Below are 26,621 nucleotides of genomic sequence, written 5' to 3'. Positions count from 1 at the left end.
GCGCCTCGTGCCCTTGATGCGCCCCATATAGTCGAACACGCTTCCGGGTTCAATATGGCGAGCGTCCGGCGCCGTTTGCCGGCACCGGACGGGCACCGCTCAGCGGTCGAGACTTTCGGCCAGCCCGACGAGCCGCAGGAACTCGCCGCGGTAACCATAGGAATCTTCGCCGCGCGCCTTCGCCGCCAGATCGCGAATGGCGTTCCAGGAATAGTTGGCGACCGCATCCTCATGGCGCAGCTTCTGGCCGAAGGCCGCGACCGCGATCGAGAACCGCGTATCGTCGCCAAGCCCCGCCACCGACGCCTTCTCCTGCGCCGGCCCGACCGGCGTCGTCACCAGCGTGCTCCTGGCGCCATCCGGCAGCTTGTAGCGCAGTTTCAGGAATGCGTATTCGTCCGTACCGGCGGCATTTGTCGCCGCGGGCTTCTCCGCCTCGCCGTAGCGCAGCGGATCGACGCTCACGGCGGGGCTGCCGACCGGCGTGATCTCGTAGATCGCGGTCACCGAATGGCCCGAGCCGATATCGCCGGCATCGACGCGGTCATTGTTGAAGTCCTCGCGATTGAGCGCCCGCGTCTCGTAGCCGATCAGCCGGTACTCGGCGACGGTGGCCGGATTGAACTCGACCTGGATCTTCACGTCCTTGGCGATCGGGAACAGTGTCGACCCCGCCTCCTCGACCAGCGTCTTCTGGGCTTCGGCAAGCGTGTCGATATAGGCGGCCGTGCCGTTGCCGTTCTGGGCCAGCACCTGCATCAGCTGGTCGTTGTAATTGCCCTGCCCGAAACCGAACACCGACAGGAAGATGCCGTCGTCGCGGCGTTTCTCGATCATGCGCTTCAAGTCCGCGTCCGACGACGCGCCGACATTGAAGTCGCCATCCGTCGCCAGTAGCACGCGGTTGACGCCGCCGTCGATCTTCGCTTCCCGGGCAAGCCGGTAGGCCTCCTCGATCCCCGCCGCCCCCGCCGTCGAACCCCCGGGCTGCAGCGTGTCGATCGCCCGGAGGATCTTCTCGCGTTCGGACGCCTTCGTCGGCTCCAGCACCGTGCCGGCATTGCCGGCATAGGTGACGATCGAGACGGTGTCGCGGTCGTCGAGCTTGTCGAGCAGCAGCCGGAAGGCGCTTTTAAGAAGCGGCAGCTTGTCGGGCGCGTTCATCGACCCCGACACGTCGATGAGGAACACCAGATTGGCCGCCGGCCGCTCGGACGGAACGATGTCGTAGCCCTGGATGCCGATATGCATCAGCTTGGTGTCGGCATTCCACGGCGTCGGCGACACCGAGACATTGACGCCGAACGGCGTCTGGCGGCTTTCCGGCAGCGGATAGGAATAGGGGAAATAGTTGATCAGCTCCTCGACCCGCACGCTGTCCGGGTCGGGCAGCCGCCCTTCCATCAGCGAGCGCCGGACGACCGAATAGGATGCCGTGTCGACGTCGATGGAGAATGTCGAAACCGGCGCGTCGGCGACCGATTTCACGCCATTGCTGTCGAATTTCTCGAATCGGTCGCCGCTCTGTTCCTCGACGCGCGGCATCGGCGCGATTCTGTCGGCGGCCACCGGCGCACCTGCCGCCGAAAAACTCTCGCCCGACCGGCGCAATTGTGTCGACGGCGCGCTTTTCGCAAGCCCCGTCTGTCCGGGGCTCTGAACCCGCACCTCGGATTCCGCGACCGCAGCAGGCGGCGCCGCGGCGATCGCCCCGTCCGCCGGTTTCGGTTCCGCGGCGATCCGCGAATCATCGGCGTCGGCCTCGTCCTTTGCTCGGTTCGCGCCGCCGAGATCCATCAGCGGCGTGTCCTGCCGGAACTGCGGGGAATACCCTTCGTTGATCAGGCTGAAGGCGAGATAGCCAGCGAGCGGAACCACCAGGATAGTGGCGATGGCCGTGCCCGTCATCAACCGGGTTTTCGTCAGTGCTGTCATTGTCGTGCTCCATGACCGTTGCAGAATGGTCATGAGACGGACGCCGGAGGCCGATCCTTGGGTCTGCCGCTTGTTTGTTTCGTCGTCGAAGGCGTCGAGCGCCGCGCGCATCGCGGTTTCGCGCGCGGCCTGCGACGGCTCCGGCGGCTTCACGCTCTTCAAAGCGTCGAGATCGAAATCATGCGTCATGACAGTTCATCCTCGGGCGCCTGCATCATCGCCCGCAACTTCTTCTTCGCCTCGTGAATGTGGAACGAAACGGTGCCCTCCGACACGCCCATCACATCCGCCGCCGCGCCGTGTCCGAGCCCCTCGCCATGCACCAGCAGAACCGCGTCGCGCTGGCGTTCCGGCAGGGTGCCGACCGCGGCCCACAGCCGCGTCGCCGGATCCGTGGACTCATCCGAACCCTGCGCGTCGACCAGCGCCTGGACGGCGAAGGCCTCGACCCGGCGCCTTTCCGCGGCGAGCGCCCGCTGCCGGTCGCGCACCGTGTTGAGCACGATGCGGTAGAGCCATGTCGAAAATCCGGCTTCGCCGCGCCAGCTCCCGATCGCGCGGGCCAGCTTGATGGCGACCTCCTGGGCGATGTCGTCCGCATCGCCGGCATTGCCGCACCATCGCCAGGCGATGCGGTGGATGGTCGCGTAGTGACGGTCGATCAGCCGGGCAAACGCATCCCGGTCGCCATGGCTTGCCCGTAGGGCGAGCGCATGATCGTCTTCCTCCCGCGCGGCCGTTTCCGGCCCGTTCGCATCCGGACGCATCGTCATCATTACACCTGTGACGATGCGTTCTTGCCATTCCTTGGGTCCGGAAGGAAATTTTTTCAGCCGCCGGCAATGCCCCGGAGATGCGCCGCCATGTGGAACGCGATCTGTTCCGGTCCGTAGCGGTGCCGGTCGTGCGGGCACCCCGACCGCGCCAGACATCCGTCTCTGCGGCACGTGCCGCCATCCTCGGTCCGCAGCAATCCGAGGCAACACGAGACATCGAACGCCGCGCCGGACACGGCCTTTGCCGGACATGCATTCATGCAGGGTTTTCCGTCACATAGGTCGCAAAGGTGAATCGGATTGGCAGGCGCCTGGATCTTGATATCGATATCGAACAGCAAGGCGCCGCGATACGCGTGCCAGAGGCCGAATTCCGGATGCATCAAAATGCCGAGCGGCGACGGACGCAGTCCTTCCGCGCGCATCGCCCATTGCTGGAACGGCCAATACGGTTTCTCGAACGGAAAGACGGCGCGTGCGCCGACCCTCGTCGCAACACTGTCCAGAACCTCCTTCGACCAGGCATCGAGCGGATCGGCGGGCGACGCTGGTTGAGCGTCGAGCCAAGCCTTGAAATGCGGCCAGATCGTCCCGCCGCCGTGACCGGCCAGCACGATGCTGCGCGCCGGCTTGCCCGACAGCCCCGGCGGCGCATCCTCGTCATCCGCGAAGACGAAGCCACCACGCGCAATCAACCCGTGTTCGGCAAGAGCGTTGGCGAGCCGGCTCATTCCGGCTCACGCCGCGTCGCGCGCCAGACTTCGTCGTGGATGATGTCGGCCACTTTAGCCCGGCCGTCCACGGGCTTCTTTCAGCTGAAAGCGTCGGGCATGGAGTCCTTGCGCTCGCGGATGAACGCCTGCAATGCCTCGTCGATCCCCTGATCGAGCGCCGGAGCCTCGTAGGATTCGAGCCACCGCCGCGCGAGACCGTTCGCCCGCTGGTCGGCGCTCTTGCGGCCCTCGATGTCCCATTGTTCGAAGGAATTGTTGTCCGCGATCATCGACCTGTAGAAGGCGTTTTCAAAATTGGCGCGCGTGTGATCGCAGCCGAGATAATGGCTGCCGGGGCCCACTTCGCGGATAGCCTCCATCGCCTGACCGTTCGCGCTCATATCGACGCCCTCGGCGAAACGCTGCTGCATACCGAGCTGGTCGACGTCGATCATGAACTTGTCGTAGGACGACACCAGCCCGCCTTCCAGCCAGCCGGCCGAATGCAGCGCGAAGTTCGTGCCCGCGAGCAGCGTCATGTTGAGTGTCGCCGCGCTTTCTTCGGCGGCCTGCGCGTCGGGAACTTTCGAACCGCACAGCGATCCGCCGGTGCGAAACGGCAGGCCAAGACGGCGCGACAGCTGCGCCGCGCCATAGGAGACGAGCGACGGCTCCGGCGTGCCGAATGTCGGCGCGCCCGATTGCATCGAGATCGACGCCGCGAAGGTTCCGAACAGGACCGGCGCGCCGGCGCGCACCAGTTGCGTGAAGGCCGCGCCGGCCAGCACTTCGGCCAGAATCTGCGTCAGCGTGCCGGCGATCGTCACCGGGCTCATCGCGCCCGCCAGGATGAACGGCGAGATGATGCAGGCCTGGTTGTGGCGCGCATAGACTTTCGCCGCGCCCAGCATCGTGTCGTCGAACACCATCGGCGAGTTGGCGTTGATCAGGTTGATGACGACGGTGTTGTTTTCCACATATTCGTCGCCGAACAGGATCTTGCACATGGCGACCGTGTCCTCGGCGCGCTCCGGCGCTGTAACCGATCCCATGAACGGTTTATCGGAATAGCGGATGTGGCTGTAGACCATGTCGAGATGGCGCTTGTTGACCGGGATATCGACCGGCTCGCACACCGTTCCGCCCGAATGGTGCATCGACGGCGCCAGATAGGCGAGTTTCACGAAATTGTGGAAATCCTCGATCGTGGCGTAGCGCCGCTCGCCATCGAGGTCGCGCACGAAGGGCGGGCCGTAAACCGGCGCGAACACCGTTGCGTTGCCGCCGATCTGGACGCTGCGTTCCGGGTTGCGCGCATGCTGCGTGAACACGGAGGGCGCGGTTTTCAAGAGCTCGCGGCAAAGCCCTTTCGGGAAGTGGACGCGCTGGCCTTTGAGGTCGGCGCCGGCCTCCTTCCACAGTTTCAGGGCTTCCTCGTCATCGCGGAACTCGATGCCGATTTCCTCCAGCACCGTGTCGGCATTGGTCTCGATCGTGACGAGGGCTTCCTCGTCGAGGACCTCGTAGACCGGAACCCGGCGCGTAATATAGGGCATGGCGGGGCTGCGCTGGCCGCCGCTTCGCGCCGCGCGCCGCGCCGCCGCGCCGCCTGCCGCGCGCCGTCCGGCGCGTCCGCGTGCGCCTTCGGCGCCTTCTGCATCCGTTTCCACTGCGGAATCTGACATGTCTTCACCTTGAACATCGAATATGCCGGAAACGGCTCGCGCCCGGCTCGTATGAATCGACAATGATGGCGGTCGCGCCGTCAGGCGTTTCAATTCGCGCCAGCCATTGACGCTGGCGCGACAGTGAATGCGTCCCCGAACGGCCGTGAACCGGTCGCAAAAGCATTTGGCGCCGTCGCATTTGAAGCGCTTTTTTGATTATTTCCGATTCAATATCCTGCTACACAACGGCACCGGGTAGTCCACGCCAGCATTGGGATGAAACAGAACATGTCCGACGATGAAATCATTTTGTCCGAACTGTCCGACGACGAGCTCGTCCAGCAGATGCATGACGATCTCTATGACGGCCTGAAAGAGGAGATCATCGAGGGCACGAATATCCTGCTCGAGCGCGGCTGGCAGCCTTACGAGGTTCTGACCGAAGCGCTTGTCGAAGGCATGCGCATCGTCGGCGAGGATTTCCGCGACGGCATCCTGTTCGTTCCCGAAGTCCTGCTGTCGGCGAACGCCATGAAGGCCGGCATGGCGATTCTGCGGCCGCTTCTCGTCGAAACCGGCGCGCCGAAGCTCGGCAAGATGGTCATCGGCACCGTCAAGGGCGACATCCACGACATCGGCAAGAACCTTGTCGCCATGATGATGGAAGGCGCCGGCTTCGACGTGATCAATATCGGCATCAACAATCCGGTCGAGAATTACCTCGCCGCGATCGAGGAGCATGAGCCGGATATCGTCGGCATGTCGGCCCTCCTGACGACGACCATGCCTTACATGAAGGTGGTCATCGACACGATGAAGGAAAAAGGCATTCGCGACGATTATATCGTGCTTGTCGGCGGCGCGCCGCTCAACGAGGAATTCGGCAAGGCCGTCGGCGCCGATGCCTATTGCCGCGATGCCGCGGTCGCGGTCGAAACCGCCAAGGATCTCATCAAGCGAAAGCACAACCGGTTGGCCTCCGCCTGATTCGGCACCATTTGCGCGAAAATCGCTCCTGAAGCCCGGGTTGGTCCTCCGCCCGGGCTTTTGCTTGAGGCTCCATCGGCCCTTTTGCCGTACTGCCTTGCCGCCGGCGGCAAAAAGCGATTGAAGAGCGGCGATGCGCACGCGAGAGGAAACAAGCAAGACCGGCAAGCCTGCCGTGAAAGACGGAACGCAGGACGCCATCCTCCTGATTGCGGTCTTTCTGGCGCTTCGGCTCGTCGTGTCGTGGTTCATGCCGGCGACGATCGACGAGTCCTACGCCATCGTCATATCGCGCGCCTGGTCGCTGTCCTATTACGACCATCCGCCGCTCGCTTTCACGCTTGCCCGCCTGATGGCCTGGATGGCCGGAACCGAAAACGCCTTCGCGATCCGCCTTCCCTTCATTCTCGCCGGAACCGCGAGCGCGTGGCTCCTCTACGACATCACCCGCCTCGCCTATGGCGAACGGGCGGCGTTCTGGGCGCTTGCCTGGTTTTCCGTCGCACCATTCTTTTTCATCTCCGGCAATCTTTTCGTCGTCCCGGACGGCCCGCTCGACCTGTTCCTGCTGGCGACCTTGCGCGTGGTTCTTCCCGATCTACTCGCCCCCGGCCACCCACTGCGCACCGGCCGCTGGCTTGCCGCCGGCCTGTGTTTCGCGCTCGCGCTGGCCTCGAAATACCAGGCTGTCCTGTTCGGCCTGTCGGCCCTCGCCTTTCTGCTGTCCAGTCCGCCGCATCGCCGCCTGCTGCGGTCGCCGGTGCTGTGGACAACGCTCGCCGTCGCTTTCATCGGTCTCGTTCCGACGCTGGTCTGGAATGCCGGTCATGACTGGGTATCGTTCGGCTTTCAGGCCGGACGTGCCGGCACGGGACACGGCTCGCTGCAGCCCGTCAATTTCCTGATCACGGTCATCGGTCAGATGGTCTACGTTCTGCCGGGCACCTGGATCGTCATCGCGATCATGGCCGTGAGAGGTGTCATGCGGCCGCGCGCGCCTGCCGACCGGCTCTTTGCCTGGTTCGCGCTCGTGCCGCCCGTCATCTTTCTCGCGATCGCGCTGGTCAGCCGGAAGTCATTGCCGCATTGGGCGATGAGCGGCTTCCTCTTCGGCTTTCCGCTTGCGGGACAATGGGTCGCCGGCGCCAGCGACCGCTATCGACGCGTCAACCTGACGATCTGGCGGATTGTCTCGGTCGCGGTTCCCGCAATCGCCCTTGCCGTCGGCCTGCATGCGGACACGGGCATGATCACGCGACCGTTCTATGCCGCCGCTCCGCGCTGGGACATCAACTGGCAAATACAGGACTGGTCGTCATTGCGCGATGCCTGGCCGGACCTGGGAGCGCCAGACGCCGTCGTCGTGCGCACTTGGACCGTCGGCGCCAAGGCGGGCCATGCGCTCGGACCGGCGGTGACCGTGGTCCCCATCTTCGATCCGCGCCACTTCCGCTATCTGGAAACGGGCAATCCGCAAAAAGCCGTCGCGGTTCAACCGGCAAAGCCCGGCGAGATTGATGAGGCTCGGGCCCTGCTCGTCAACGATTTGAATGCCGGCGGTTACCGGATCACCGGCAAGCCGCGCATCCTCCGCCAGCAGAACGGCAACTTCCTCCGTTTCGAGATCATCGCAATTCCGGTCGAGCGGAAAAACTAGACTTCAGGTATCGCGCCAGGTGACGAGCTTCGTCACCGCGTAGTTGAAGACCGCGCTCATCAGCGCCCCGGCGAAACCGGCAACGCTCGTCGACCAGTTCCACTCGAACAGCCGAATTGCGATCGAAACATTGGCAAGCGCACCGATCCCGCAGATTGCATAGAACGTCAACAACCCCGTGACGAACTTCCAGCCCTTCAGTTTGCGATGCGCATACGTCACCTCGTTGTTGAAGGCGAAGTTGGAAGTCATGGCGGCAAAGGTCGCCGCCACTTGCGCCGCCGTGAATCCGACGCCGACGACACCGTTCAGGAACAACAGCGTCGCCATGTGGACGAACAGGCCGGAAAACCCGACCAGGCCGTAGAGCAGGAACGGCACCGGGATCCAGCCACCCGTGTAGCGAGACGCCAGCAGGCCGAGGAACTGGATCGTCACGAGGAAACCGAGCTTGCTCTCACCTTCCTTGCGTTCGCGGAACTGGAACGGCACTTCCCGGATATTCAGTTCGGAACCGAACCGGCTGACGATGTCGAACAGGATCTTGAAACCGTCACGCGAAATCGCCCGCGCCGACCGGTCCGCAAGATCACGCGTCATCATGAAGAAGCCGCTCATCGGATCGGTGGTGTAGGCGCCCGTGATGCGGTTGGCGAGCGCTGTCGCCAGTTCGCTGCCTTTCGCCCGCGTCTTCTTCTGGAAGCCCGTGGACGCGTTGCCGCCATCGACGTAACGGCTGCCGATGACGAGATCGGCACCCTTGCGGATTTCCGTCAGCATGACCGGCAGGCGGGTTTCGTCGTGCTGCATGTCAGCGTCCATCACCGCGACGACCGGCGCATTCGCCGCCATCATGCCCTCGATGCAGGCCCCCGAAAGGCCGCGCCGGTTGATCCGGTGCACACAGCGCACATAGGGCTTCTCGCGTGCGATCGACCGAGTCACCCTGGCCGTGCCGTCCGGACTGTCATCGTCGACCACGATGATCTCGTAGGGAATATCGCCCATGGCATCCGCGATCTTGTCGACGATCAGCGGTATGTTTTTCGCCTCGTTGTAAGCCGGCAATATTATTGACAGTTCAGGCGCATTCATCCCTTGACCCCGAGGGTTCCCATCCGTTTGCGCCATGTATCGATTGTACGCGATAGGCAAGCCCTGTTATCCACACTATCTATCAGTGTCGTGGTAAAAAGCTGAACCGAGATGGCCGGACAAGAGCGAAAAGTCAGGGTGATCGCATGCGGCATGATTGCGCGCGAGATTCTCGACGTCTGCCGCATGAACGGGCTCGATCATGTTTCGCTGATCTGCCTGCCTGCGGACTACCATCATCACCCCGAACGCATCGCGCCCGAAACCGACAAGGCGATCAGGAAGGCGCGCGCCGAGGGCTACGACCATATCTTCGTCGGTTACGCCGATTGCGGTACCGGCGGAATGCTCGACAAGGTCTGCCAGGAGCATGGCGTCGAGCGCATCGCCGGGCCGCATTGTTTTTCCTTCTATCTCGGCAATGACGCCTTCGCGGCGGCGGATGACGACTATATGCGGACCTTTTTCGTCACCGATTTCCTGGCCCGCCATTTCGAGACCTTTCTTTTGAAGCCGCTCGGCCTCGACCGCCATCCCGAACTCAAGGAGATGTATTTCGGCGGTTACGAGAGACTGCTCTACATCGCCCAGACCGATGATCCCGCCCTCACCGGGAAAGCCAGGGCCGGCGCCGAGTTGCTCGGCCTTGCCTTCGAACGCCGCCTGACCGGATATGGCGACCTTTCGCCCGCTATGCGGCACGCCAACCGGTTGGTAAAAACGCCACAATCGTAAACCAAATCGTCGCAAATGGGGGATATCGTCATCGTGACGTCGCACAGCGGCGCCATGGGCGTTCCGAGGGCTAGAGACCGGCATGTTGCAGCAGAAGGCGGACCAGTTCGATGCGGCTGAAGCGACGGTATCCTATGGCCGTCCGCGACCGCTTTCGAAGGTCCTGACCGGGCTGGCGACGGAGGAACGCGATTCCGTTTCCGTGCGCCGCATCCGCAACGCGCTCGCCGACCGGTCTTTCGCCACCTTCCTCGTCTTCACCGCTTCGATCAACCTGCTGCCCTTTCCGCCCGGCTCGACCGTTCTGCTCGGCGTACCGATCGTCCTCGTCGCCTTCCAGATGGTGATGGGATATCCGACCGTTTGGCTGCCGCGCTTCTTTCTGCGCCGCTCGCTGAGCCAGAAGGGCTTCCACAAGATGACGACCTGGCTCATCCCGTTCCTCGAGCGGATGGAGAACTGGGTCCGGCCGCGCTACTGGCCCTTTCCCAACGCCAAGAGCGCGGAAAAGGTCGTCGGCCTGGTCGCCCTTGTCTTCGCCGTCGCCGTGGTCATTCCGATCCCCTTCGGCAACTGGCTGCCGGCGCTCGCCGTCTTCATCTGCGGGATAGCCCTGTCCGAGCGCGACGGCTTCTGGCTCGTCGTCGGCGTCGTCACCGGCGTCGTCGCGATCTGCATCATGGTCGGCGTCGTCCTTGCCGCCCACGCCTTCGCCCATTCCTGGCTGCTCTGACCCTGTAATCGCTCCGCATCACTGGCTTAATTTGGTATGCGTCCGGCCGCCGGCGTAATCTGACTGGGCGCGGCGCTGTCGCTTTTGAATTGCCGCACGTCGTCGCGCAACAAGCCGGACAATCGGGCTTGCGTCATTGCTGAACCGACATGGAGAACAACTGTGGCTGACAAGATCATAGTCTATTGGCGCGATATCCCGGCACAGGTGATCATCCGCAAGCGGCGTGACAGCGCGAAACGCGAACTGCCGCTTCGCTTCACGGAGGCCATCGACATGTGCGCGATGCGCGTCGGCGCACGCGACAGCGACGCCTATATGGCCGAGTGGCGCAAGGGCGATCCGATTGCCGTAAGCGACGATCTCGAAGCCGAAGCCGACCGCGCCTTGAATGAAATTCTCGACAAATACGACGACGGCGCCCTCAAGGCGCTCGTCAAGTCGGAAGGCCGCGCAGATGGCTAGCCCGCTGGCCGACGGCCGCACAAAGCCCGGCATCTCGCCGGAGGCGATGAAGAAAAAGGCTGCCGAGAAAGGCGCGTTCAACCCGGCTCATTTGACACTGGCCCGCCGCCAGCGCAAATCCTATACGATCCGTCTGTGGTCGGTGCGTCATTCGCGCTTCCTCGAATGGTTCTACAGCCACTTCGCCAACACGTTTCTGGCACTGCATCCGGTGTGGAAGGCCGTCGGGTATAACCGCGCTGAAAAACCGGTGACATTTGTCGAGCGGGGCGTGAAGGGATTGCTGTTCGACTGCCGCATGTGCGGCCAGTGCGTGTTGTCGTCGACAGGCATGTCCTGCCCGATGAACTGCCCGAAGCAGTTGCGAAACGGCCCCTGCGGCGGCGTACGCGCCAACGGAAACTGCGAAGTCGAACCGGACATGCCGTGTGTCTGGGTGCAAGCCTGGAACGGTTCGCGCCGGATGAACAAGCGCGACGCTATTCTGGATGTGCAGAAGCCCGTCGACCAGTCGCTGCGCGAGACCTCCTCATGGCTTCGCGTGACCGCATTGGCAGCGGCGGCGCGCGAGGAGGCAAACCGGTCATGACATCAAAATCCGGCAACCGCCCGCCGCAGAGCGACGAGAATCCGCTTGGCATCGATTTGCCGCTTGATCCGCTTCCGGGACACTCGTCTCTTGGGCGCCTCGAACGCGTGTTGCGGCGCGGCGAATTCGCGGTGACCGCCGAATTGAATCCGCCCGACTCCGCCAACGCCGCCGACGTCTTCGAACGCGCGGCCGTCTTCGACGGCTGGGTCGACGCGATCAATGCTGTCGATGCCTCCGGCGCAAACGCCCACATGTCCTCGGTTGGAATCTGTGCCCTGCTGACCCGGATGGGCTATGCGCCCGTGATGCAGATTTCCTGCCGTGACCGAAACCGCATCGCCATTCAGGGGGACGTCCTCGGCGCCGCGGCAATGGGTGTCGCCAATATCCTGTGCCTCACCGGGGACGGTGTGCAGGCAGGCGACCAGCCCGGCGCGAAACCGGTTTTTGACCTCGATTCGATGTCGCTGCTGGAAACCATTCGCACCATGCGCGACGACGGCAAATTCCTGTCGGGCAGAAAACTGACATCTTCACCGTCCGTCTTTCTCGGGGCCGCGATCAATCCCTTCGCTCCGCCTTTCGATTTCCGCCCGCACCGGCTTGCGAAAAAGATCGAGGCGGGCGCGCAGTTTGTACAGAGCCAGTACTGTTTCGACGTTCCCATGTTCGCCGAGTACATGAAGCGGGTGCGTGACATGGGCCTGCACGAGAAATGCTACATCATGTGCGGCGTCGGCCCCCTCGCCTCCGCGAAGACCGCGCGATGGATCCGGTCCAACGTGCCGGGTATTCATATACCCGACCATGTGATCAAGCGCCTGGAAGGGGCCGAGAACCAGAAAGCCGAGGGCAAGCGCATTTGCGTGGACATCATCAACGAGGTGAAGGAGATCGAAGGCGTCTCCGGCATCCATGTGATGGCCTATCGCCAGGAGGAATACGTCGCCGAGATTGTCAGCGAATCGGATGCCCTGAAAGGCCGCAAACCGTGGAAACGCGAAATGCGCGCGGACGATCGCATGGTTGCCGAGCGCTTCGAAGACATGCTCAGTGCCGAAAATGGCCAGACGCCGCAGGAGATCGTGGAAGGACGAACCGGCTAAGCAGGCCGCCATCCGACCTTGAACGAAAACCCATAACGATATAAAGAAGTCTTTATATCTTAAACGAGGACATTATGACACGCACCGTCGTCGCATCAGCAACCCGTGAAATCATCATCGGCTTCGATCAGCCCTTCTGCGTGATAGGGGAACGCATCAACCCGACAGGACGCAAGAAGCTGGCCGCCGAAATGGTCGAAGGCAATTTCGACACGGTCAGGAAGGACGCGCTCGAACAGGTTGCCGCCGGCGCGACCATGCTCGACGTCAACGCAGGCGTCACCGCGGTCGATCCGAACGCCACCGAGCCGGCGCTGCTGGTCCAGACGCTCCAGATCGTCCAGGAACTCGTCGACGTACCGCTGTCGATCGACTCTTCGGTGTCCGCCGCGATCGAGGCCGCGCTGAAGGTCGCCAAGGGCCGACCGCTGGTCAATTCGGTCACCGGCGAGATGGAGAAGCTGGAAGCGATCCTGCCGCTCTGCAAGAAGTACGACGTGCCAGTCGTTGCCATCTCCAACGACGAGACAGGTATTTCAGAGGATCCCGACGTCCGTTTTGCCGTCGCCAAGAAGATCGTCGAGCACGCCGCCGATTACGGCATCAAGCCGGAAGACATCGTCGTCGATCCGCTGGTCATGCCGATCGGCGCCATGGGCACGGCCGGAAAACAGGTCTTCGCCCTGCTGCGCCGCCTGCGCGAGGAACTGAAGGTCAACACCACCTGCGGCCTGTCGAACATCTCCTTCGGCCTGCCGCATCGCCATGGCATCAATGCCGGCTTCATCCCGATGGTGATCGGCGCCGGCATGACCTCGGCCATCATGAACCCGTGCCGCCCGCAGGAAATGGAAGCCGTTCGCGCCGCCAACGTGTTGAACGGCACCGACCCGGACTGCATGAACTGGATCCGGACCTACAAGGATTATCAGCCGAATGCCGCGGGCGCCCCTGCCTCGGTGTCGGCCGCACCGGCGGGCCGCGCGGGCGGACGACGTGGCGGGCGCGAAGCAAGGCTCTCGCGCGGATAAGGCATCTGTCAGGGCGCGTTGATGCCGCTCAGCCTGTCGAAGGCCTGGATCGCCACAAAGGCGCCGGCGAAGGCGGCGAGATTTCCGGCGATGAACTCGTCCTCCATGCCGGGCGAGACAGACGCAAGAATGACGGTGGAAAGGATCGATCCGATCATGGCAAGGCCGAGATAATGCGGATGGCGCATCCACGGCCCCTTGATCAGGCGGACCAGGAAGAAACTGGACAAGACGGCGGACAGCAACGTCATCGGCATGGCGGAAGGTCCTTTCGTTGCCGGCCCAAGGTCGCACGGACCGGCTTCCAATTGCTTAACCGGAAAGCCCGTATTGTCCCGATCGCAGACGCGGGAACGCAGAAATGACCGATCCTCTCATCCTCTTCATGCCGTCGGGCAAGCGCGGCCGCTTTCCCGAAGGCACGACGGTGCTCGAGGCCGCGCGGCAGCTCGGCGTCTATGTCGAAAGCGTATGCGGCGGCCGCGGCATTTGCGGCCGCTGCCAGGTCGAGGTGCAGGAAGGCCAGTTCGCCAAGCACGGCATCACCTCCGCCAATGACCACCTCTCCCCCTTCGGGCCGAAGGAAAGGCGCTACGCCGAAAAGCGCGACCTGAAGCCCGGCCGCCGCCTCTCCTGTTCGGCGACGATCACGGGCGATCTCGTCATCGACATCCCGCTGGATGTCCAGATCAACGCCCAGATCATCCGCAAGGCGGCCGACACCCGCGTCTTCGAGCGCAAGCCCGCCGTCCAGCTCTGCTATGTCGAGGTCGAGGAACCCGACATGCACAAGCCGCTCGGCGATCTCGACCGCATCAAGGCGGCGCTCGAAACAGATTGGGGCTTCACCGACATTCTGGTCGACCCGCATATCTTCCCGATCGTGCAGTCGACGCTGCGCAAGGGTGGCTGGGCCGTCACGGCGGCGATCCACAAGGACGAGGACACCGGGCAGGCAAGCATGATCGCGCTCTGGCCCGGCCTCCACAACGAAGCCTGGGGCATTGCCTGCGACATCGGGTCGACGACCATCGCCTTGCATCTGGTTTCGCTGCTGTCAGGTCACGTGATTGCCTCGGCGGGCACGTCCAACCCGCAGATCCGCTTCGGCGAAGACCTGATGAGCCGCGTCTCCTATGTGATGATGAATCCGGACGGGCGCGAGGCGATGACGGATGCCGTGCGCAAGGCCGTCGACGACCTGATCGGCAAGGTTTGCGAGGAATCCGGCGCAAACCGCAACGACATTCTCGACACGGTCTTCGTCGGCAATCCGATCATGCACCACCTGTTTCTCGGCATCGACCCGACGGAACTGGGCGGCGCGCCCTTCGCGCTGGCCGTCTCCGGCGCGATCCACACACGGGCAAGGGAACTCGCTCTCGACGCGAACCAGGGATGCCGCGTCTACGTCATTCCCTGCATCGCCGGCCATGTCGGCGCGGACGCCGCCGCGGCGACGCTCGCCGAAGGCCCGCACCGCCAGGACGAGATGATGCTGCTGGTCGATGTCGGCACCAATGCCGAGATCGTGCTCGGCAATTCGAAGCGCGTCGTCGCGGCATCGTCCCCGACCGGCCCGGCCTTCGAGGGCGCGGAAATCTCCTGCGGCCAGCGCGCCGCGCCGGGCGCCATCGAGCGCGTGCGCATCGACCCGGAAACGCTCGAACCCCGCTTCAAGGTCATCGGCAGCGATCTGTGGTCGAACGAGGACGGCTTCGCCGACTCCGTCAAGACCGGCATCACCGGCATCTGCGGCTCCGGCATCATCGAGGTCGTCGCCGAGATGTACCTCGCTGGCATTATCTCCGAGGACGGTGTCGTCGACGGCGCGATGGCCGCGAAGTCGCCGCGCATCATCGAGAACGGACGCACCTTCTCCTATGTGCTGAATGACGGCGATCCTCTGATCACCGTGACCCAGAACGACGTGCGCGCCATCCAGCTCGCCAAGGCGGCCCTATACGCCGGCATCAAGCTCCTGATGGACAAGCAGGGCATCGACCATGTCGACCAGATCCGCTTCGCTGGCGCCTTCGGCTCCTTCATCGATCCGAAATACGCCATGGTGCTCGGCCTAATCCCCGATTGCGACTTGTCGAAGGTTTCGGCGGTCGGCAATGCCGCCGGCACCGGCGCGCGCATGGCGCTCGTCAACCGCGACTACCGCCGCGAGATCGAGGAAACCGTGCGCAGGATCGAGAAGATCGAAACGGCGCTGGAACCGAAATTCCAGGACCATTTCGTCGCCGCCATGGCGCTGCCGAACAAGACCGATCCGTTCCCGGAACTCGCCAAAGCCGTCAAGCTGCCGCCGAAAAAGGCGCTTGCATCCGGCGGCGAGGCGGGCGGCGCCGGCCGCCGCCGGCGCGAGGGCGGACGCCGCGCCCGCGGCTGACATTCGTCATCCTTCGTTTACCGTTTTATATGCGACATCGCCGCATGTCGCATTTCCTCGCATTCCCTTCGCATTTCGCATTGCGAAAGCACCGTGTGAAGACCATATGGGAGCCATAGAGCCGCCCATGAGGGAGCGTGATCCCGGTTGAACCCAAGCAACCGGAAAACGCTTTGATAATAGCTGGCCCGTTCCCGCCAGTCGGTGTGTCCAAAACACTGTAGGAACGGTCGAGGCGCGAAAAGGCTGCTCCGTGTGAACCGGCTATTGCATGGAGTGTAAAATGAACGCTGTCACCAGGTTTTTCCGCCGCAATCGCGGCACTTCGGTAAACGAGACCACGCTGTTCGAGCGCGCCCGTCTAGCGCGCACGATGCCCGGCGAAACCGGCGCGCGCGCAGGCTCGCGCTATGGTTTTTTCATCGGCTGATCCGATTTCCAACACCGTCGGCAGCAATCGGTCGCCTCGGCAATCCCGTTGCCGGGGCTCTTCACGCCGATCCGGCCACGCGTGATGCGCATGGATACCCGCGCGGATTTTGTTTGACCGGAACGCGAGAGACTGATTTTCTGTTCCGAATGCGACAGCGAGAGCTGCGAAACGAGTGATGGGAGCGACCGCGCGACGATGACGAACGCACCTGCCCCACAGAAAACGATCGTTTTCTACCTGATGCCCGAATTCACGATGATTGCGTTCACCGCGGCCATCGAGCCCTTGCGCGGCGCCAATCGCGTGCTCGGATATGACGCCTATACATGGCGCCTGGCCAGCAAGACGGGCGAGCCCGTGCGCGCGTCCAACGGCGTCCAGATCGACGTCGACAGCTCCATCGACGACGAGCGCAAATACATGCTCGGCCAGCACCGCCCGTCCATCGTCTTCGTCTGCGGCGGATTGAACATCGAGCGATACCACTCCAAGTCGCTGTCGGCATGGCTGCGCGAGGAACACAATCGCGGCGTCAAGGTTGGCGCGCTGTGCACCGCCGCCCACACGCTCGGCGCCGCCGGCCTGCTCAACAACAAGCGCTGCGCCATTCATTGGGAAAACCTGCCCGGCTTCCAGGAAGCGTTCCCGCAAGTCAGCGTCTTCTCCGACCTGTTCGAGATCGACGGCAATGTCTACACCTGCGCCGGCGGCACCGCCGCGCTCGACATGATGCTCAAGATCATCGGCGACGATTTCGACGACAACACCGTCAACCGCATCTGCGAGATGGTGCTGACCGACCGTGTGCGCAGCCCGACCGACCGCCAGCGCCTGCCTCTGCGCGCCCGCCTCGGCGTCCAGAACGCCAAGGTGCTGACCATCATCGAACTGATGGAAGCCAACCTTTCCGAACCCCTGTCGCTCATCGAGATCGCCGATCACGTCGGCCTGTCGCGGCGCCAGATCGAGCGCCTGTTCCGCCAGGAGATGGGCCGCTCGCCGGCGCGCTACTATCTGGAAATCCGGCTCGACCGCGCCCGCCACCTGCTGATCCAGTCGTCGATGCCTGTCGTCGAGGTGGCGATCGCATGCGGCTTCGTCTCCGCGTCGCATTTCTCCAAATGCTACCGCGAGGTCTATGCGAAATCGCCGCAGCAGGAGCGCGCCGACCGCAAGCAGTTGATGGTCGCCTGATCGGCTTTCAGACCGGCCTCAATTGTCGCTCGCGCGCTGCAGCTTCTCGCCGATGGCGCAATCGATACATGGATGCGCTCCTGTGCGCGAAGCGCTCCGCCGCCCGCGAAGAGGGCGACCGGCAGAAACATCGCCGACGGGAATCGCAAACCGTCCATGTAGAAAGCCTAGTGGAAACATCCGGTCCGCGAGTGCCCTACGCTCGGGAAAACCGTGCAAAACGCCGATACCGGCCGGCTACTTGAGCTTGTCCTCCATAGCGCGCCGCGCCTTCTCGCCGATCAGACAATCGACCTCCGGCCCGATCTGCAGCTGCGCGGGGAGGACGGACGCTTCCTGCGACGGCGCCCCCGCCAGTTCGATCACCAGCTTGTGCCAGACCGCGTTCGGGAACTCCTCCCACGAGCGAACCGGCACCACGAAGGCGCCCGGCCCGCCGACGACGCAGTGCCGGTAATAGAGATCGAGCCCTGGCGCGCCCATCGCGATCCCCGGATACCAGGGCTGGATGAGCAGCGGCAGCCCGTTCACCGTCACATCGGCTGCCGCGGCCGCGTCGCGCGCGCCCGTCACCGGACCGCCCTGGTTGTTGGGTCCGCCGCCGGAAATGTCGATAACCTGCCGGTCGCCCTCGATGCCGTTTTCCGCGAGCGCCGCCACGCCGAAGCGGATCGCGCCCGAGATCGACGTCCGGCGCATATTGGCGATCCGTGCGGCTTCGAGCCTGTCCGCGAATGCGCGCGACGAGGCCGCATCCTCGATGATCGTCCACGGCACGATCACCCGCTTCAGGTCGTCGCGCGCCCATTCGACATAGGTCACGGCGACACGGCGGTGTTTTCCCTCCCGGATCGCCGAAATCACCTGCCGCGCGCGAAAGGCTGCGACATAGCCGGCCCTTTGCTGCCGCAATTCGGAATGACCCATCGAGTCCGACACGTCGACGGCGATGACAAGTTCGACATCGACTCGTTCCTGCGCCACCGCTGCGGGCAACAGGCTGCCGGCGGCGAGCGTCATGCAGATCAGGAGTGCCACTATGCGAAGGACGGTCATTGCGCGGACAGCGTGAACCGCGGGCTCACGCGTGGGCAAGCCTTCCCGCTCACGGGTTGAAATCGTCGAACTGCCAGCCGCGCATCTGCCAGATTTTTTCGCCGATCAGGCAATCATACGTTTCTTCGAGGACGAACTGCGCCGGCACAACGCGCGGCGCCGGATCATCCGCACTGCCGATCTCCAGAACCAGCTTGCGGCGCACGACCTCCGCGAACTGGTCCCAGTCATTGACCGGCACCACGAAACTGCCCGGCCCGCCGATGACGCATTTTGTGTAGTAACGGTCGAGGTCCTCGATATGAAACCGCTGGCCGACGCCGCCGCTTGTAATCATCGGCAGGCCGTTGATGGTGATCCCTTTCGCGATCGCCGCGTCGCGCGCCTCGGTCACCGGCATGCCCTGATTGTTCGGTCCGTCGCCGGAAATGTCGATCACCCTGCGGTCCGCCTCAAAAGGCACGGTTTCGAGCAGGCCCGCACCATGATCAATGGCACCTGAAATCGAGGTGCGCCTCTGACCGACGCTGTGCGTCGCAAGCAGCGTCGCGGCGACACGGTCCGCGTCCGCCTGGCTCTCGATTATCGTCCAGCCGACGATCTCCTGCGCGTGGGTGTCGTTGGCCCATTCGAACAGCATCACGGCGATCCGCCTGTAGGCGCCCTCGCCGATCGCCTGCACGACCTGCGGGCTGGCGATCGCCGCCGCGTAACCCTCGCGCTGAATACGCAACTCGTCCTGCGACATCGAACGCGAGACGTCGACCGCGAGCACGAGCGCGACATCGACCTTCTCCTGGGTCGCTGCAGGCGTCAGGACCACACTGGCAAGGAGCAATGCGCCGGCAACCGGCGCCAGACATCCGGCTTTTCCCATGCCAGGAGGATACGCGAAAATTCCCCGCGCGGCATATGTCGAAACAACGCCATCGCGAAAAAATGATCGGACATCCGTTCCGTTCGTGCGCGCCGCGAAGGTCAGCTCCGCGGCTTGAGGTTCTCCGGATCGTAGAGCGGCTTGTAACCGACGCCCGCCACCTCGACCGGATAGGTTTCGCCGAAATACTCGACCGTCAGCTTGCGCCCTTCCTGACAATAGGCCCAGGGCAGATAGGCGAGCGCGATGTTCTTGCCGATCGTCGGGCCGAACACGACCGATGTCGTGAACGAGCGGCGGCCGAGTTCGTCGACCAGCGTCTCGCCGGTTTCCGGATCCATCACCGGCATGATGCCGACCGGGTAGCGGGCGACGCCACTGGAATCGACATTGTCGGTCATCACCAGCGTGCACAGCATCGCCGGCTGATGGTCGCGCGCCCGGTATTCCAGGTGCTTGGCCTTGCCGCGGAAATCGGCCTCCTTGACCTTGGGACGGGCAAGGTCCGCCTCGTAGAGATTGTATTCGGTCAGGAGATCGGCGTTCTGCAGCCGCAGGCTCTTTTCCAGGCGGCGGCTGTTTGCGTATGTCTCCACGCCCACCGGCGTGACGCCGGTCTCGCGCAGCGCGTCCCAGACGGCAAGGCCGTCTTCATAGGCCATATGCAGTTCCCAGCCCTGTTCGCCGACATAGGACAACCGGAAAGCAGTCACGTCCTTGCCGGCGATGCGGATCGGCTTGATCGCTGCAAACGGGAAGTTCTCGAGCGAAAGCCCGTCCGGATCCTCGACGACCTTCTGCAGCGTCGTGCGCGCGTTCGGTCCCCAGATGCCGATGGTCACATATTTCGACGTCACATCGGTGATCGTGACATCGAAGCCTTTGTCCTCGGCCACCCGGCGCATGTAGTGATAGTCGCGCGGCCCGGCGTCGGCGCCGTTGATTACCCGGCAGCGGTCGGCCATGCGGATCACGGTCAGGTCGGCCCGCACCATGCCCTCGTCGTCGAGGAAGTGCGTGTAGATGCCCTTGCCGACCATGTTGTCGCCACCGACCTTGGCGGCGCACAGCCACTCCATCAGCGCCACATGGTCCGGGCCTTCGACATCAACGATCGAAAAGTGCGACAGGTTGATGATGCCGCAATTCTCGCTCAGCTCCATGTGCTCGGCATTGGAGACGCGCCAGAAGTGGCGGTTGTCCCACTCGTTTTCGCGTACCGGTACGCGATCGCCGAATTTCTCCAGCAGGTGCTCGTTGGCCGCGTAGCCATGCGCACGCTCCCAGCCGCCGAGTTCCATGAAATGCCCGCCGAGTTCGACTTCCCGCTCGTAGAAGGGCGAGGTGCGGATATTACGGCCCTTCGTGTAGGGTTCGCGCGGATGCACCGCCGGATTGTAGATCTTGAACGCGCTCTCGTAACAGCGGTCTTCGATGTACTGCTCTTCCAACTGATGCGGATAGAAGCGCGAATAGTCGATCGCGTGATGGTCGATTCCGGTCCGGCCGTCGGTCATCCAGTCGGCCAGCAGCTTGGCCATGCCCGGGCCGTCCTTCACCCAGATCGCGACCGCGTACCACAGCCCCCTCACCTTCTGGCTCTCGCCGATCGACGGACCGCCGTCGGTCGTCACCTGCAGCAGCCCGTTGAACGAGTGGCTTTCGTTGTAGCCCAGTTCGCCGAGGATCGGCGTCAGTTCCATCGCCCGCTCCAGCGGCTCGATGATCTGCTCCATGTCGAGGTCGCGCTGCGACGGCGAAAGCCGCGCCTGCTCCTTTTCCAGAATGTCGCGCGGATGGCACAGGCGCGGGTTTTTCTCTTCGTAGTATCCCCACTCGATTTGCCCGCCTTCCGGCGTTTTCGGATCGCCGGTATCGCGCATATAGGCCGAGTTGCCCTGGTCGCGCAGCAGCGGCCAGCCGATATCCTTGCCGGTTCCCTCGAACTCCGTATAGGGCCCGAAAAAGGTTAGCGGATGGTCGACGGGCATGACCGGCAGATCCTCGCCAGCCATTTCGGCGATCAGGCGGCCCCACAGGCCGGCGCAAACGATGACGTAATCGGCCTCGATCGTACCGCGGTGGGTCTTCACGCCCTTGATCCGGCCGTTCTCGATGATCAGGTCCTGCGCCGGGGTGTTGGCGAAGGACTGGAGCTTGCCGCTGGCGACCGCCTCGTCGACCAGTTCGCCGGCCACGGTCTGCGACCGCGGCGCGACCAGGCCGGCGTCCGGATCCCACATGCCGCCCTGCACCAGGCTCTCCTCGACCAGCGGGAACTTCGCCTTGATCTCGGCGGCGTCGACAAGCCGCGCCCCGGTGCCGAAGGCTTTGGCGGAGGCAACCTTGCGCTTGATCTCATCCATGCGTCCGTCATCGCCGACACGTGCGATCTCGAAACCGCCGACCTTCGAATAGCGCCCGCGCTTCATGAAGAAATCGATCGAGTAGAGCGTCGTCCAGCAGGACAGGAAGTCATGGCTGGTCGCATAGCAGAAGTCGGACGCATGCGAGGTCGAGCCGATATCGGTCGGGATCGAGGACTTGTCGATGCCGACGATGTCGTCCCATCCGCGCTCGATCAGGTGATGGGCGACCGATGCGCCCACGATGCCGCCAAGGCCGATAATGACGACCTTCGCCTTTTCCGGAAATTTTGCCATTGCCCGCCACTCCGAGGTGCTATTGCGGCCAGACTATAGGGCGGCGCGGTGGCGCAAATTCAGCCTGTTTGCGACATCGGCAAAACGCCGCGCGACCAGAACCGAAAAGTCGGTACTTGGCGGTGGCTCTGAAACAGGAAAAACCGGCGGTTTGGACCACCGCCGGCTGATGAATTTGGTCGAGTTCGACGAAGAAGCCGGTTACTTGATAACCGCTTCGCCTTTGACGATTTCCACGTTTTCCGGACCGGCGAGCGCCGCGCGGTCGCCGTTGGGCAGCGTCAGGAAGCAGCCGCCATTGCAAAACGTCACCGTTTCGCCGGCAGCGATGGCGAGCTCGTTCTTGACGCCGCCTTCGGTCACGACGACCGTGTGGCTTTCGCTGTCCGTGTTGGTCAAGGTCGCGGCGCTGGCAGCGCAAGTGGCGACAAGGACGGCGAGGAATGCAATCGGAACTCTGTTCATTCTTCTAAAACGATGCCGCAAGGGCATCGCCCCCTTTCTTGATTGCGGGATCACCCGCTTGCTTGACCTTTATATAGGATTTCGCACCTGAACCGAAACTGAACGGCTTTCAGTCGATGTCATCGTCCCTGTGTTTCTGCTTGCTGGTCTTGATGACGCCGAATTCGCCGTCTTCGGGGAGCACGATCGGTATTTCTTCCTCCTTGCCGACGACACGCAGGTTCACGTCACGCTGCGGGAACGGAATCTCGATACCGAGCGCCTTGAAGCGCTCGAAGATCGCGAACCGCACCTCTGTGCTCACCGTCAGCATGTAGTTGATGTCGGCGAGATAGGCGCGCAGTTCGAAATCGAGCGAAGAATCGCCGAAATTGCCGAAAACGACGAACGGCTCCGGATTGCTGAGGATCCGCGGGTGGTCATGCGCGATCTCAAGCAGCGTGTCACGCACCAGGTTCGGATCGCTCTTGTAGGACACGCCGACCGGGATCTCGATCCGGCCCAGCGTGTTGCGGTGGGTCCAGTTGCCGACCGCGGAGTTGATCAGGTCCGAATTGGGCAGAATCACCGACTTGCGCTGGAAGGTTTCGATTTCCGTCGCGCGCACATTGATGCTTTTCACCGTCCCGGTGATCCCGCCGGCCTCGATCCAGTCGCCGACCTTGAATGGCCGCTCCGCGAGGAGGATCAGGCCGGACACGAAGTTGGACACGATGTTTTGCAGGCCGAAGCCGATGCCGAGCGACAGCGCGCCGGCAACCAGCGCCAGTTGCGACAGGTTGATCCCGGCCGCGGATATGCCGATCAGCGCCGCGATCGTGACGCCCGCATAACCGACCCCGGTCTTGATCGAGTTGCGCACGCCGACATCGATCCGGCTGCGCGACAGCACGTCGCCGTCGAGCCAGCGCTGGAACAGTTTGGTCAGCCAGAAACCGATGAAAAAGACAACGATCCCGGCCAGGATTCCGGTCAGCGAGATCGAGATCGATCCGATCGTGAATTCGGTGACCGCGCCGAGAAGCCAGCCGCGGATGTCGCCCCACTTGAAGCCCCATATCAGCAGCAGCACCGGCATGCCGATGATGATGATGGCGAGCGAAAGCAGGATCCCGGCCAGCAGTCCCAGCTGATCGAGCCGCGATTCGCTGAGCTCCAGCGAAACGCTCAAGCGCTGCCCGAACTTTGAATGCGCCAGCGCGCGCTCGCGCGACATCGCGCGCGCGGCGAGATGGCCCAGATACATGGTCGACGCGATGGCGGCGGTGATGACGAGTTGCTTGGAAACGAATTCGGCGAATCCGATATAGCCCGACAATGCCGACCCGATCAGCATCAGCCCGGTGCCAACGAGCAGGATCCGGATCAATGCCGGCCAGCGCCGGTCTCTTTCCCCGTTCGCGCCCGGAAACGGACGCACGAACGCGATCAGCAACAGGATGACCCCAACGGTGACGCTGCTGACCAGCGCGTTGGCGACCGTAATCGGAAGCGAGCCCCCGACGAGCTTGAGCATCTCCGTGATCACGACGTTGACGACGATGGTGACTGTCATGACGACCACCAGCAGCTTCAGGGTCAGCGCTGCCGGATTCGAAACCTTGACGAGCCGCCAGGCCGGCAGGCGCGGCGCGAACACCGCCTCCGCAAGCTGCCAGACCAGGAAAATGACGCCGATCCCGACAAAGAAGGTCAGCAATAAAAGCCCGATATCGCCGCGCAGCACGCCGAAATTGGTGTAGAGCGCATAGACGAGGATGAGAAATAGCCAGACGCCCAGCGTCGGTAGCGCCGTGCCGAGAAATCCGACCGTCAGCCGCGAGAAATAGCCGGGTTCCTCGGCCGTCGGGTCGCGCCAGATCATCTGGCCGAGCAGCTTGCGAGCGAGCACCATGAAAAGCAGGGCGGCGGCGAGTGAAAGCACGGTGGCCGCCATCATCGCTCCGAATTTGAACCGCCATGCGAAGCGCGCCCACGACGAGATTCTGTAGGTCAGGTCGGAATAGCGCTGCCGGGCATCGCTCAGGAGATCCGGGCCGAAGGCCGCCGTGATGTCGTAGCGCCGCGACAGGGTCGAGGTGAACAGGATGCGCCGCGCATCGGAAATCTCGTTGCTGAGCGTTTTCGCCCGGATGGAAAGATCTTCCAGTTTTCCCAACAACGCATTGATAAGACTGCGTTCCTGGATGAGCTTATCTCTCTGTTCCTTGATTGTGTCCGGTTCCGATCCGTCCTCGGGAGCCGGTCCGAGCTGGTCCAGTCGCGCGCGGATTTCGGTTAGTCTGGGCGAAAGATCCACGCCCGCCTGGACGATGTTGTCGCTAAGCGTCCGCATGCGTTCGTTGAGAGCCACGAGCGCGGCGTCGTCCTGGCGCGCCGGTTCCAGCGAGGCGGCGATCTGCGTCAGGTCGCGATCGAATCCTTCAACGACAGCCGAGGTCTTGTCGAAATCCTGCGCCATCGCCAGACCCGCCGAAGCCAGCAACAGGAAAACCGTCAGAATTCTCGCAACATGTCTCATCGACCGGCTGATAACACAAAATCGCCGTCCGAAAGAAACGAAATGCCGGGGCGCCGCCGCCGCGACACCCGCCCGTCGTCAATGCGCAAATGCAGGGCGATTTTTTACAATGCAGGCGGCCGCGCCGCGGGCTAGATTGTCGGTCATTGCAAAGAAGGCTGAGGGGCGATGGCGGAATACTCTGCCTGGCAGGTTCTGAAAAATGCCGTCACCGGCAATACCGGATGGAAGCCGGCCTGGCGCAAGCCGGAGCCGAAGCAGTCCTATGACGTCGTCATTGTCGGCGGCGGCGGCCACGGCCTGGCCACCGCCTACTATCTCGCAGCAAACCACGGCATCACCAATATCGCGGTCTGCGAGAAGGGCTGGCTCGGCTCCGGCAATATCGGCCGCAACACCACCATCGTGCGCTCCAACTATCTGCTGGAAGGCAACACGCCCTTTTACGAACACTCGATGAAGCTGTGGGAAAACCTCAGCCACGAACTGAACTACAACGTCATGTTCTCGCAGCGCGGTATCATTAACCTGTGCCACTCGCCGGCGCAGATGGACGACACCGCGCGGCGCGGCAACGCAATGCGCCTGTTCGGCGTCGACGCCCGCATGCTGACGCCGGATGAACTGAAACGGCGCGTGCCGGGGCTCGACCTGTCCGGTTCGGCGCGGTTCCCGATCCTCGGCGGCCTCGAACAACCGCGCGCCGGCACTGCCCGCCACGACGCCGTCGCCTGGGGCTATGCCCGCGGCGCCGACCGGCGCGGCGTCGACATTCTCGAAAATTGCGAGGTCACCGGCTTCCTGCGCGACGGCGACCAGGTAACCGGCGTCAGGACCTCGCGCGGCGAGATCCGCGCCAGGAAGGTCGCGGTCTGTGTCGCCGGCTCCACCGGACACGTCATGAAGATGGCCGGCATCGACCGGCTGCCGATCGAAAGCCACGTGCTGCAGGCCTTCGTGTCGGAATCGCTCAAGCCGATGATCGACACGGTCGTCACCTTCGGCGGCGGCCACCTCTACATCTCCCAGTCCGACAAGGGCGGCCTCGTCTTCGGCGGCGACATCGACGGCTACAACACCTATGCCCAGCGCGGAAACCTGCCGATCGTCGAGGACGTGATGGCCGAGGCCGCCGCGCTGTTTCCGGCCGCCGCCAAGGTCAAGCTGCTGCGCTCCTGGGGCGGCATCATGGACATGTCGATGGACGGTTCGCCGATCATTACCACCGGCCCCCTGCCCGGCATGTATCTGAACTGCGGCTGGTGCTACGGCGGCTTCAAGGCAACACCCGCGTCCGGATGGTGCTTTGCCCACACCATCGCCAGGGACGAACCGCACCCCCTCAACGCGGCCTATTCGCTCGACCGCTTCCACCGCGGCTACGTCATCGACGAGAAGGGCCAGGGATCGTTCCCCTGGAGACATTGAGGCCGTTTCGATGATCATCACCTGCCCCCATTGCGGCCCGCGCGACCTGATCGAGTTTTCCTATTGCGGAGACGCGACACTTGATCGCCCCGAT

24 protein-coding genes are annotated in these 26,621 nt (G+C 63.4%); 13 read left to right on the top strand and 11 right to left on the bottom strand.

Annotated features, from left to right (window positions below; translation table 11 throughout):
- Positions 1-99: 99 nt before the first annotated feature.
- From IG169_RS13395 to IG169_RS13380, 4 genes are all read right to left on the bottom strand, one after another.
- Complete coding sequence (locus tag IG169_RS13395) at positions 100-2,124, bottom strand: vWA domain-containing protein (RefSeq protein WP_193176724.1); 2,025 nt, start codon at positions 2,122-2,124, stop codon at positions 100-102.
- Positions 2,121-2,708, bottom strand: a complete 588-nt coding sequence (locus IG169_RS13390; RefSeq protein WP_246717372.1) for an RNA polymerase sigma factor — start codon at positions 2,706-2,708, stop codon at positions 2,121-2,123. Before IG169_RS13390 ends, IG169_RS13395 begins: the two co-directional genes overlap by 4 nt.
- A gap of 56 nt (positions 2,709-2,764) precedes the next feature.
- The gene (locus IG169_RS13385) at positions 2,765-3,442 is read right to left on the bottom strand and encodes a 4Fe-4S dicluster domain-containing protein (protein WP_193176723.1); all 678 of its coding nucleotides are present in this window, start codon (positions 3,440-3,442) and stop codon (positions 2,765-2,767) included.
- Between the two features lie 80 nt (positions 3,443-3,522).
- A complete protein-coding gene (locus tag IG169_RS13380) occupies positions 3,523-5,109 on the bottom strand; it encodes a trimethylamine methyltransferase family protein (protein ID WP_193176722.1) in 1,587 nt (528 codons plus the stop codon).
- A 270-nt stretch (positions 5,110-5,379) separates the two neighbouring features.
- Between IG169_RS13380 and IG169_RS13375 the strand changes: the two genes are divergently transcribed.
- Both IG169_RS13375 and IG169_RS13370 read left to right on the top strand, forming a co-directional pair.
- Complete coding sequence (locus IG169_RS13375) at positions 5,380-6,078, top strand: corrinoid protein (RefSeq protein ID WP_193176721.1); 699 nt, start codon at positions 5,380-5,382, stop codon at positions 6,076-6,078.
- 175 nt (positions 6,079-6,253) lie between these two features.
- Positions 6,254-7,735, top strand: a complete 1,482-nt coding sequence (locus IG169_RS13370; RefSeq protein WP_193176720.1) for a glycosyltransferase family 39 protein — start codon at positions 6,254-6,256, stop codon at positions 7,733-7,735.
- A gap of 3 nt (positions 7,736-7,738) precedes the next feature.
- Here the strand turns inward: IG169_RS13370 and IG169_RS13365 are convergent, their stop codons facing one another.
- On the bottom strand, positions 7,739-8,830 hold the full coding sequence (locus IG169_RS13365; protein WP_193176719.1) for a glycosyltransferase: 1,092 nt from the start codon (positions 8,828-8,830) through the stop codon (positions 7,739-7,741).
- A 111-nt stretch (positions 8,831-8,941) separates the two neighbouring features.
- Between IG169_RS13365 and IG169_RS13360 the strand changes: the two genes are divergently transcribed.
- The 6 genes from IG169_RS13360 (at position 8,942) to IG169_RS13335 (ending at position 13,492) form a co-directional block, all read left to right on the top strand.
- The gene (locus tag IG169_RS13360) at positions 8,942-9,565 is read left to right on the top strand and encodes a DUF1638 domain-containing protein (protein WP_193176718.1); all 624 of its coding nucleotides are present in this window, start codon (positions 8,942-8,944) and stop codon (positions 9,563-9,565) included.
- A gap of 82 nt (positions 9,566-9,647) precedes the next feature.
- Positions 9,648-10,298, top strand: a complete 651-nt coding sequence (locus IG169_RS13355) for an exopolysaccharide biosynthesis protein (RefSeq protein ID WP_193176717.1) — start codon at positions 9,648-9,650, stop codon at positions 10,296-10,298.
- 162 nt (positions 10,299-10,460) lie between these two features.
- Entirely contained in the window at positions 10,461-10,763 is a 303-nt protein-coding gene (locus tag IG169_RS13350; RefSeq protein WP_193176716.1) for a virulence factor, read from the top strand.
- Between the two features lie 46 nt (positions 10,764-10,809).
- Positions 10,810-11,352 carry a methylenetetrahydrofolate reductase C-terminal domain-containing protein gene (locus tag IG169_RS13345; RefSeq protein WP_193176774.1) on the top strand — a complete coding sequence of 181 codons (543 nt, stop codon included), beginning with the start codon at positions 10,810-10,812 and terminating at the stop codon, positions 11,350-11,352.
- Positions 11,349-12,461: a methylenetetrahydrofolate reductase gene (locus tag IG169_RS13340; protein WP_193176715.1), complete on the top strand. Its 1,113-nt coding sequence runs from the start codon at positions 11,349-11,351 to the stop codon at positions 12,459-12,461. Before IG169_RS13345 ends, IG169_RS13340 begins: the two co-directional genes overlap by 4 nt.
- 74 nt (positions 12,462-12,535) lie before the next feature.
- Complete coding sequence (locus tag IG169_RS13335) at positions 12,536-13,492, top strand: methyltetrahydrofolate cobalamin methyltransferase (protein WP_193176714.1); 957 nt, start codon at positions 12,536-12,538, stop codon at positions 13,490-13,492.
- Positions 13,493-13,500: 8 nt separating this feature from the next.
- On the opposite strand, the gene IG169_RS13330 is transcribed toward IG169_RS13335, so the two are convergent.
- Entirely contained in the window at positions 13,501-13,749 is a 249-nt protein-coding gene (locus tag IG169_RS13330) for a hypothetical protein (RefSeq protein WP_193176713.1), read from the bottom strand.
- A 104-nt stretch (positions 13,750-13,853) separates the two neighbouring features.
- On the opposite strand from IG169_RS13330, the gene IG169_RS13325 reads away from it, so the two are divergent.
- The 3 genes from IG169_RS13325 (at position 13,854) to IG169_RS13315 (ending at position 17,517) form a co-directional block, all read left to right on the top strand.
- On the top strand, positions 13,854-15,890 hold the full coding sequence (locus IG169_RS13325; protein ID WP_193176712.1) for an ASKHA domain-containing protein: 2,037 nt from the start codon (positions 13,854-13,856) through the stop codon (positions 15,888-15,890).
- Positions 15,891-16,173: 283 nt separating this feature from the next.
- Positions 16,174-16,320 carry a hypothetical protein gene (locus IG169_RS13320; protein ID WP_193176711.1) on the top strand — a complete coding sequence of 49 codons (147 nt, stop codon included), beginning with the start codon at positions 16,174-16,176 and terminating at the stop codon, positions 16,318-16,320.
- Between the two features lie 198 nt (positions 16,321-16,518).
- Positions 16,519-17,517 (top strand): GlxA family transcriptional regulator, encoded by a 999-nt coding sequence (locus IG169_RS13315; RefSeq protein ID WP_193176710.1) that lies wholly within the window; start codon positions 16,519-16,521, stop codon positions 17,515-17,517.
- A gap of 237 nt (positions 17,518-17,754) precedes the next feature.
- On the opposite strand, the gene IG169_RS13310 is transcribed toward IG169_RS13315, so the two are convergent.
- The 5 genes from IG169_RS13310 to IG169_RS13290 form a co-directional block, all read right to left on the bottom strand.
- Positions 17,755-18,573, bottom strand: a complete 819-nt coding sequence (locus tag IG169_RS13310; RefSeq protein ID WP_246717371.1) for a DUF1194 domain-containing protein — start codon at positions 18,571-18,573, stop codon at positions 17,755-17,757.
- Between the two features lie 49 nt (positions 18,574-18,622).
- Entirely contained in the window at positions 18,623-19,450 is an 828-nt protein-coding gene (locus IG169_RS13305) for a DUF1194 domain-containing protein (RefSeq protein ID WP_193176709.1), read from the bottom strand.
- A 101-nt stretch (positions 19,451-19,551) separates the two neighbouring features.
- Positions 19,552-22,113: a GcvT family protein gene (locus tag IG169_RS13300; protein WP_193176708.1), complete on the bottom strand. Its 2,562-nt coding sequence runs from the start codon at positions 22,111-22,113 to the stop codon at positions 19,552-19,554.
- Between the two features lie 201 nt (positions 22,114-22,314).
- Positions 22,315-22,578: a hypothetical protein gene (locus IG169_RS13295; protein WP_193176707.1), complete on the bottom strand. Its 264-nt coding sequence runs from the start codon at positions 22,576-22,578 to the stop codon at positions 22,315-22,317.
- Between the two features lie 109 nt (positions 22,579-22,687).
- A complete protein-coding gene (locus IG169_RS13290) occupies positions 22,688-25,099 on the bottom strand; it encodes a mechanosensitive ion channel domain-containing protein (RefSeq protein ID WP_193176706.1) in 2,412 nt (803 codons plus the stop codon).
- 168 nt (positions 25,100-25,267) lie between these two features.
- Here IG169_RS13290 and IG169_RS13285 point away from each other — a divergent pair, with 168 nt between their 5' ends.
- Together IG169_RS13285 and IG169_RS13280 are read left to right on the top strand one after the other, a co-directional pair.
- Complete coding sequence (locus tag IG169_RS13285; protein ID WP_193176705.1) at positions 25,268-26,527, top strand: sarcosine oxidase subunit beta family protein; 1,260 nt, start codon at positions 25,268-25,270, stop codon at positions 26,525-26,527.
- Between the two features lie 10 nt (positions 26,528-26,537).
- The coding region (locus IG169_RS13280; protein WP_193176772.1) for a sarcosine oxidase subunit delta at positions 26,538-26,621 on the top strand (84 nt) is incomplete at its 3' end.

It is taken from the genome of Oricola nitratireducens (assembly GCF_014904745.1).
Taxonomy (GTDB): Bacteria; Pseudomonadota; Alphaproteobacteria; order Rhizobiales; family Rhizobiaceae; genus Oricola; species Oricola nitratireducens.
This window is presented reverse-complemented; position numbering and strand designations above follow the sequence as displayed.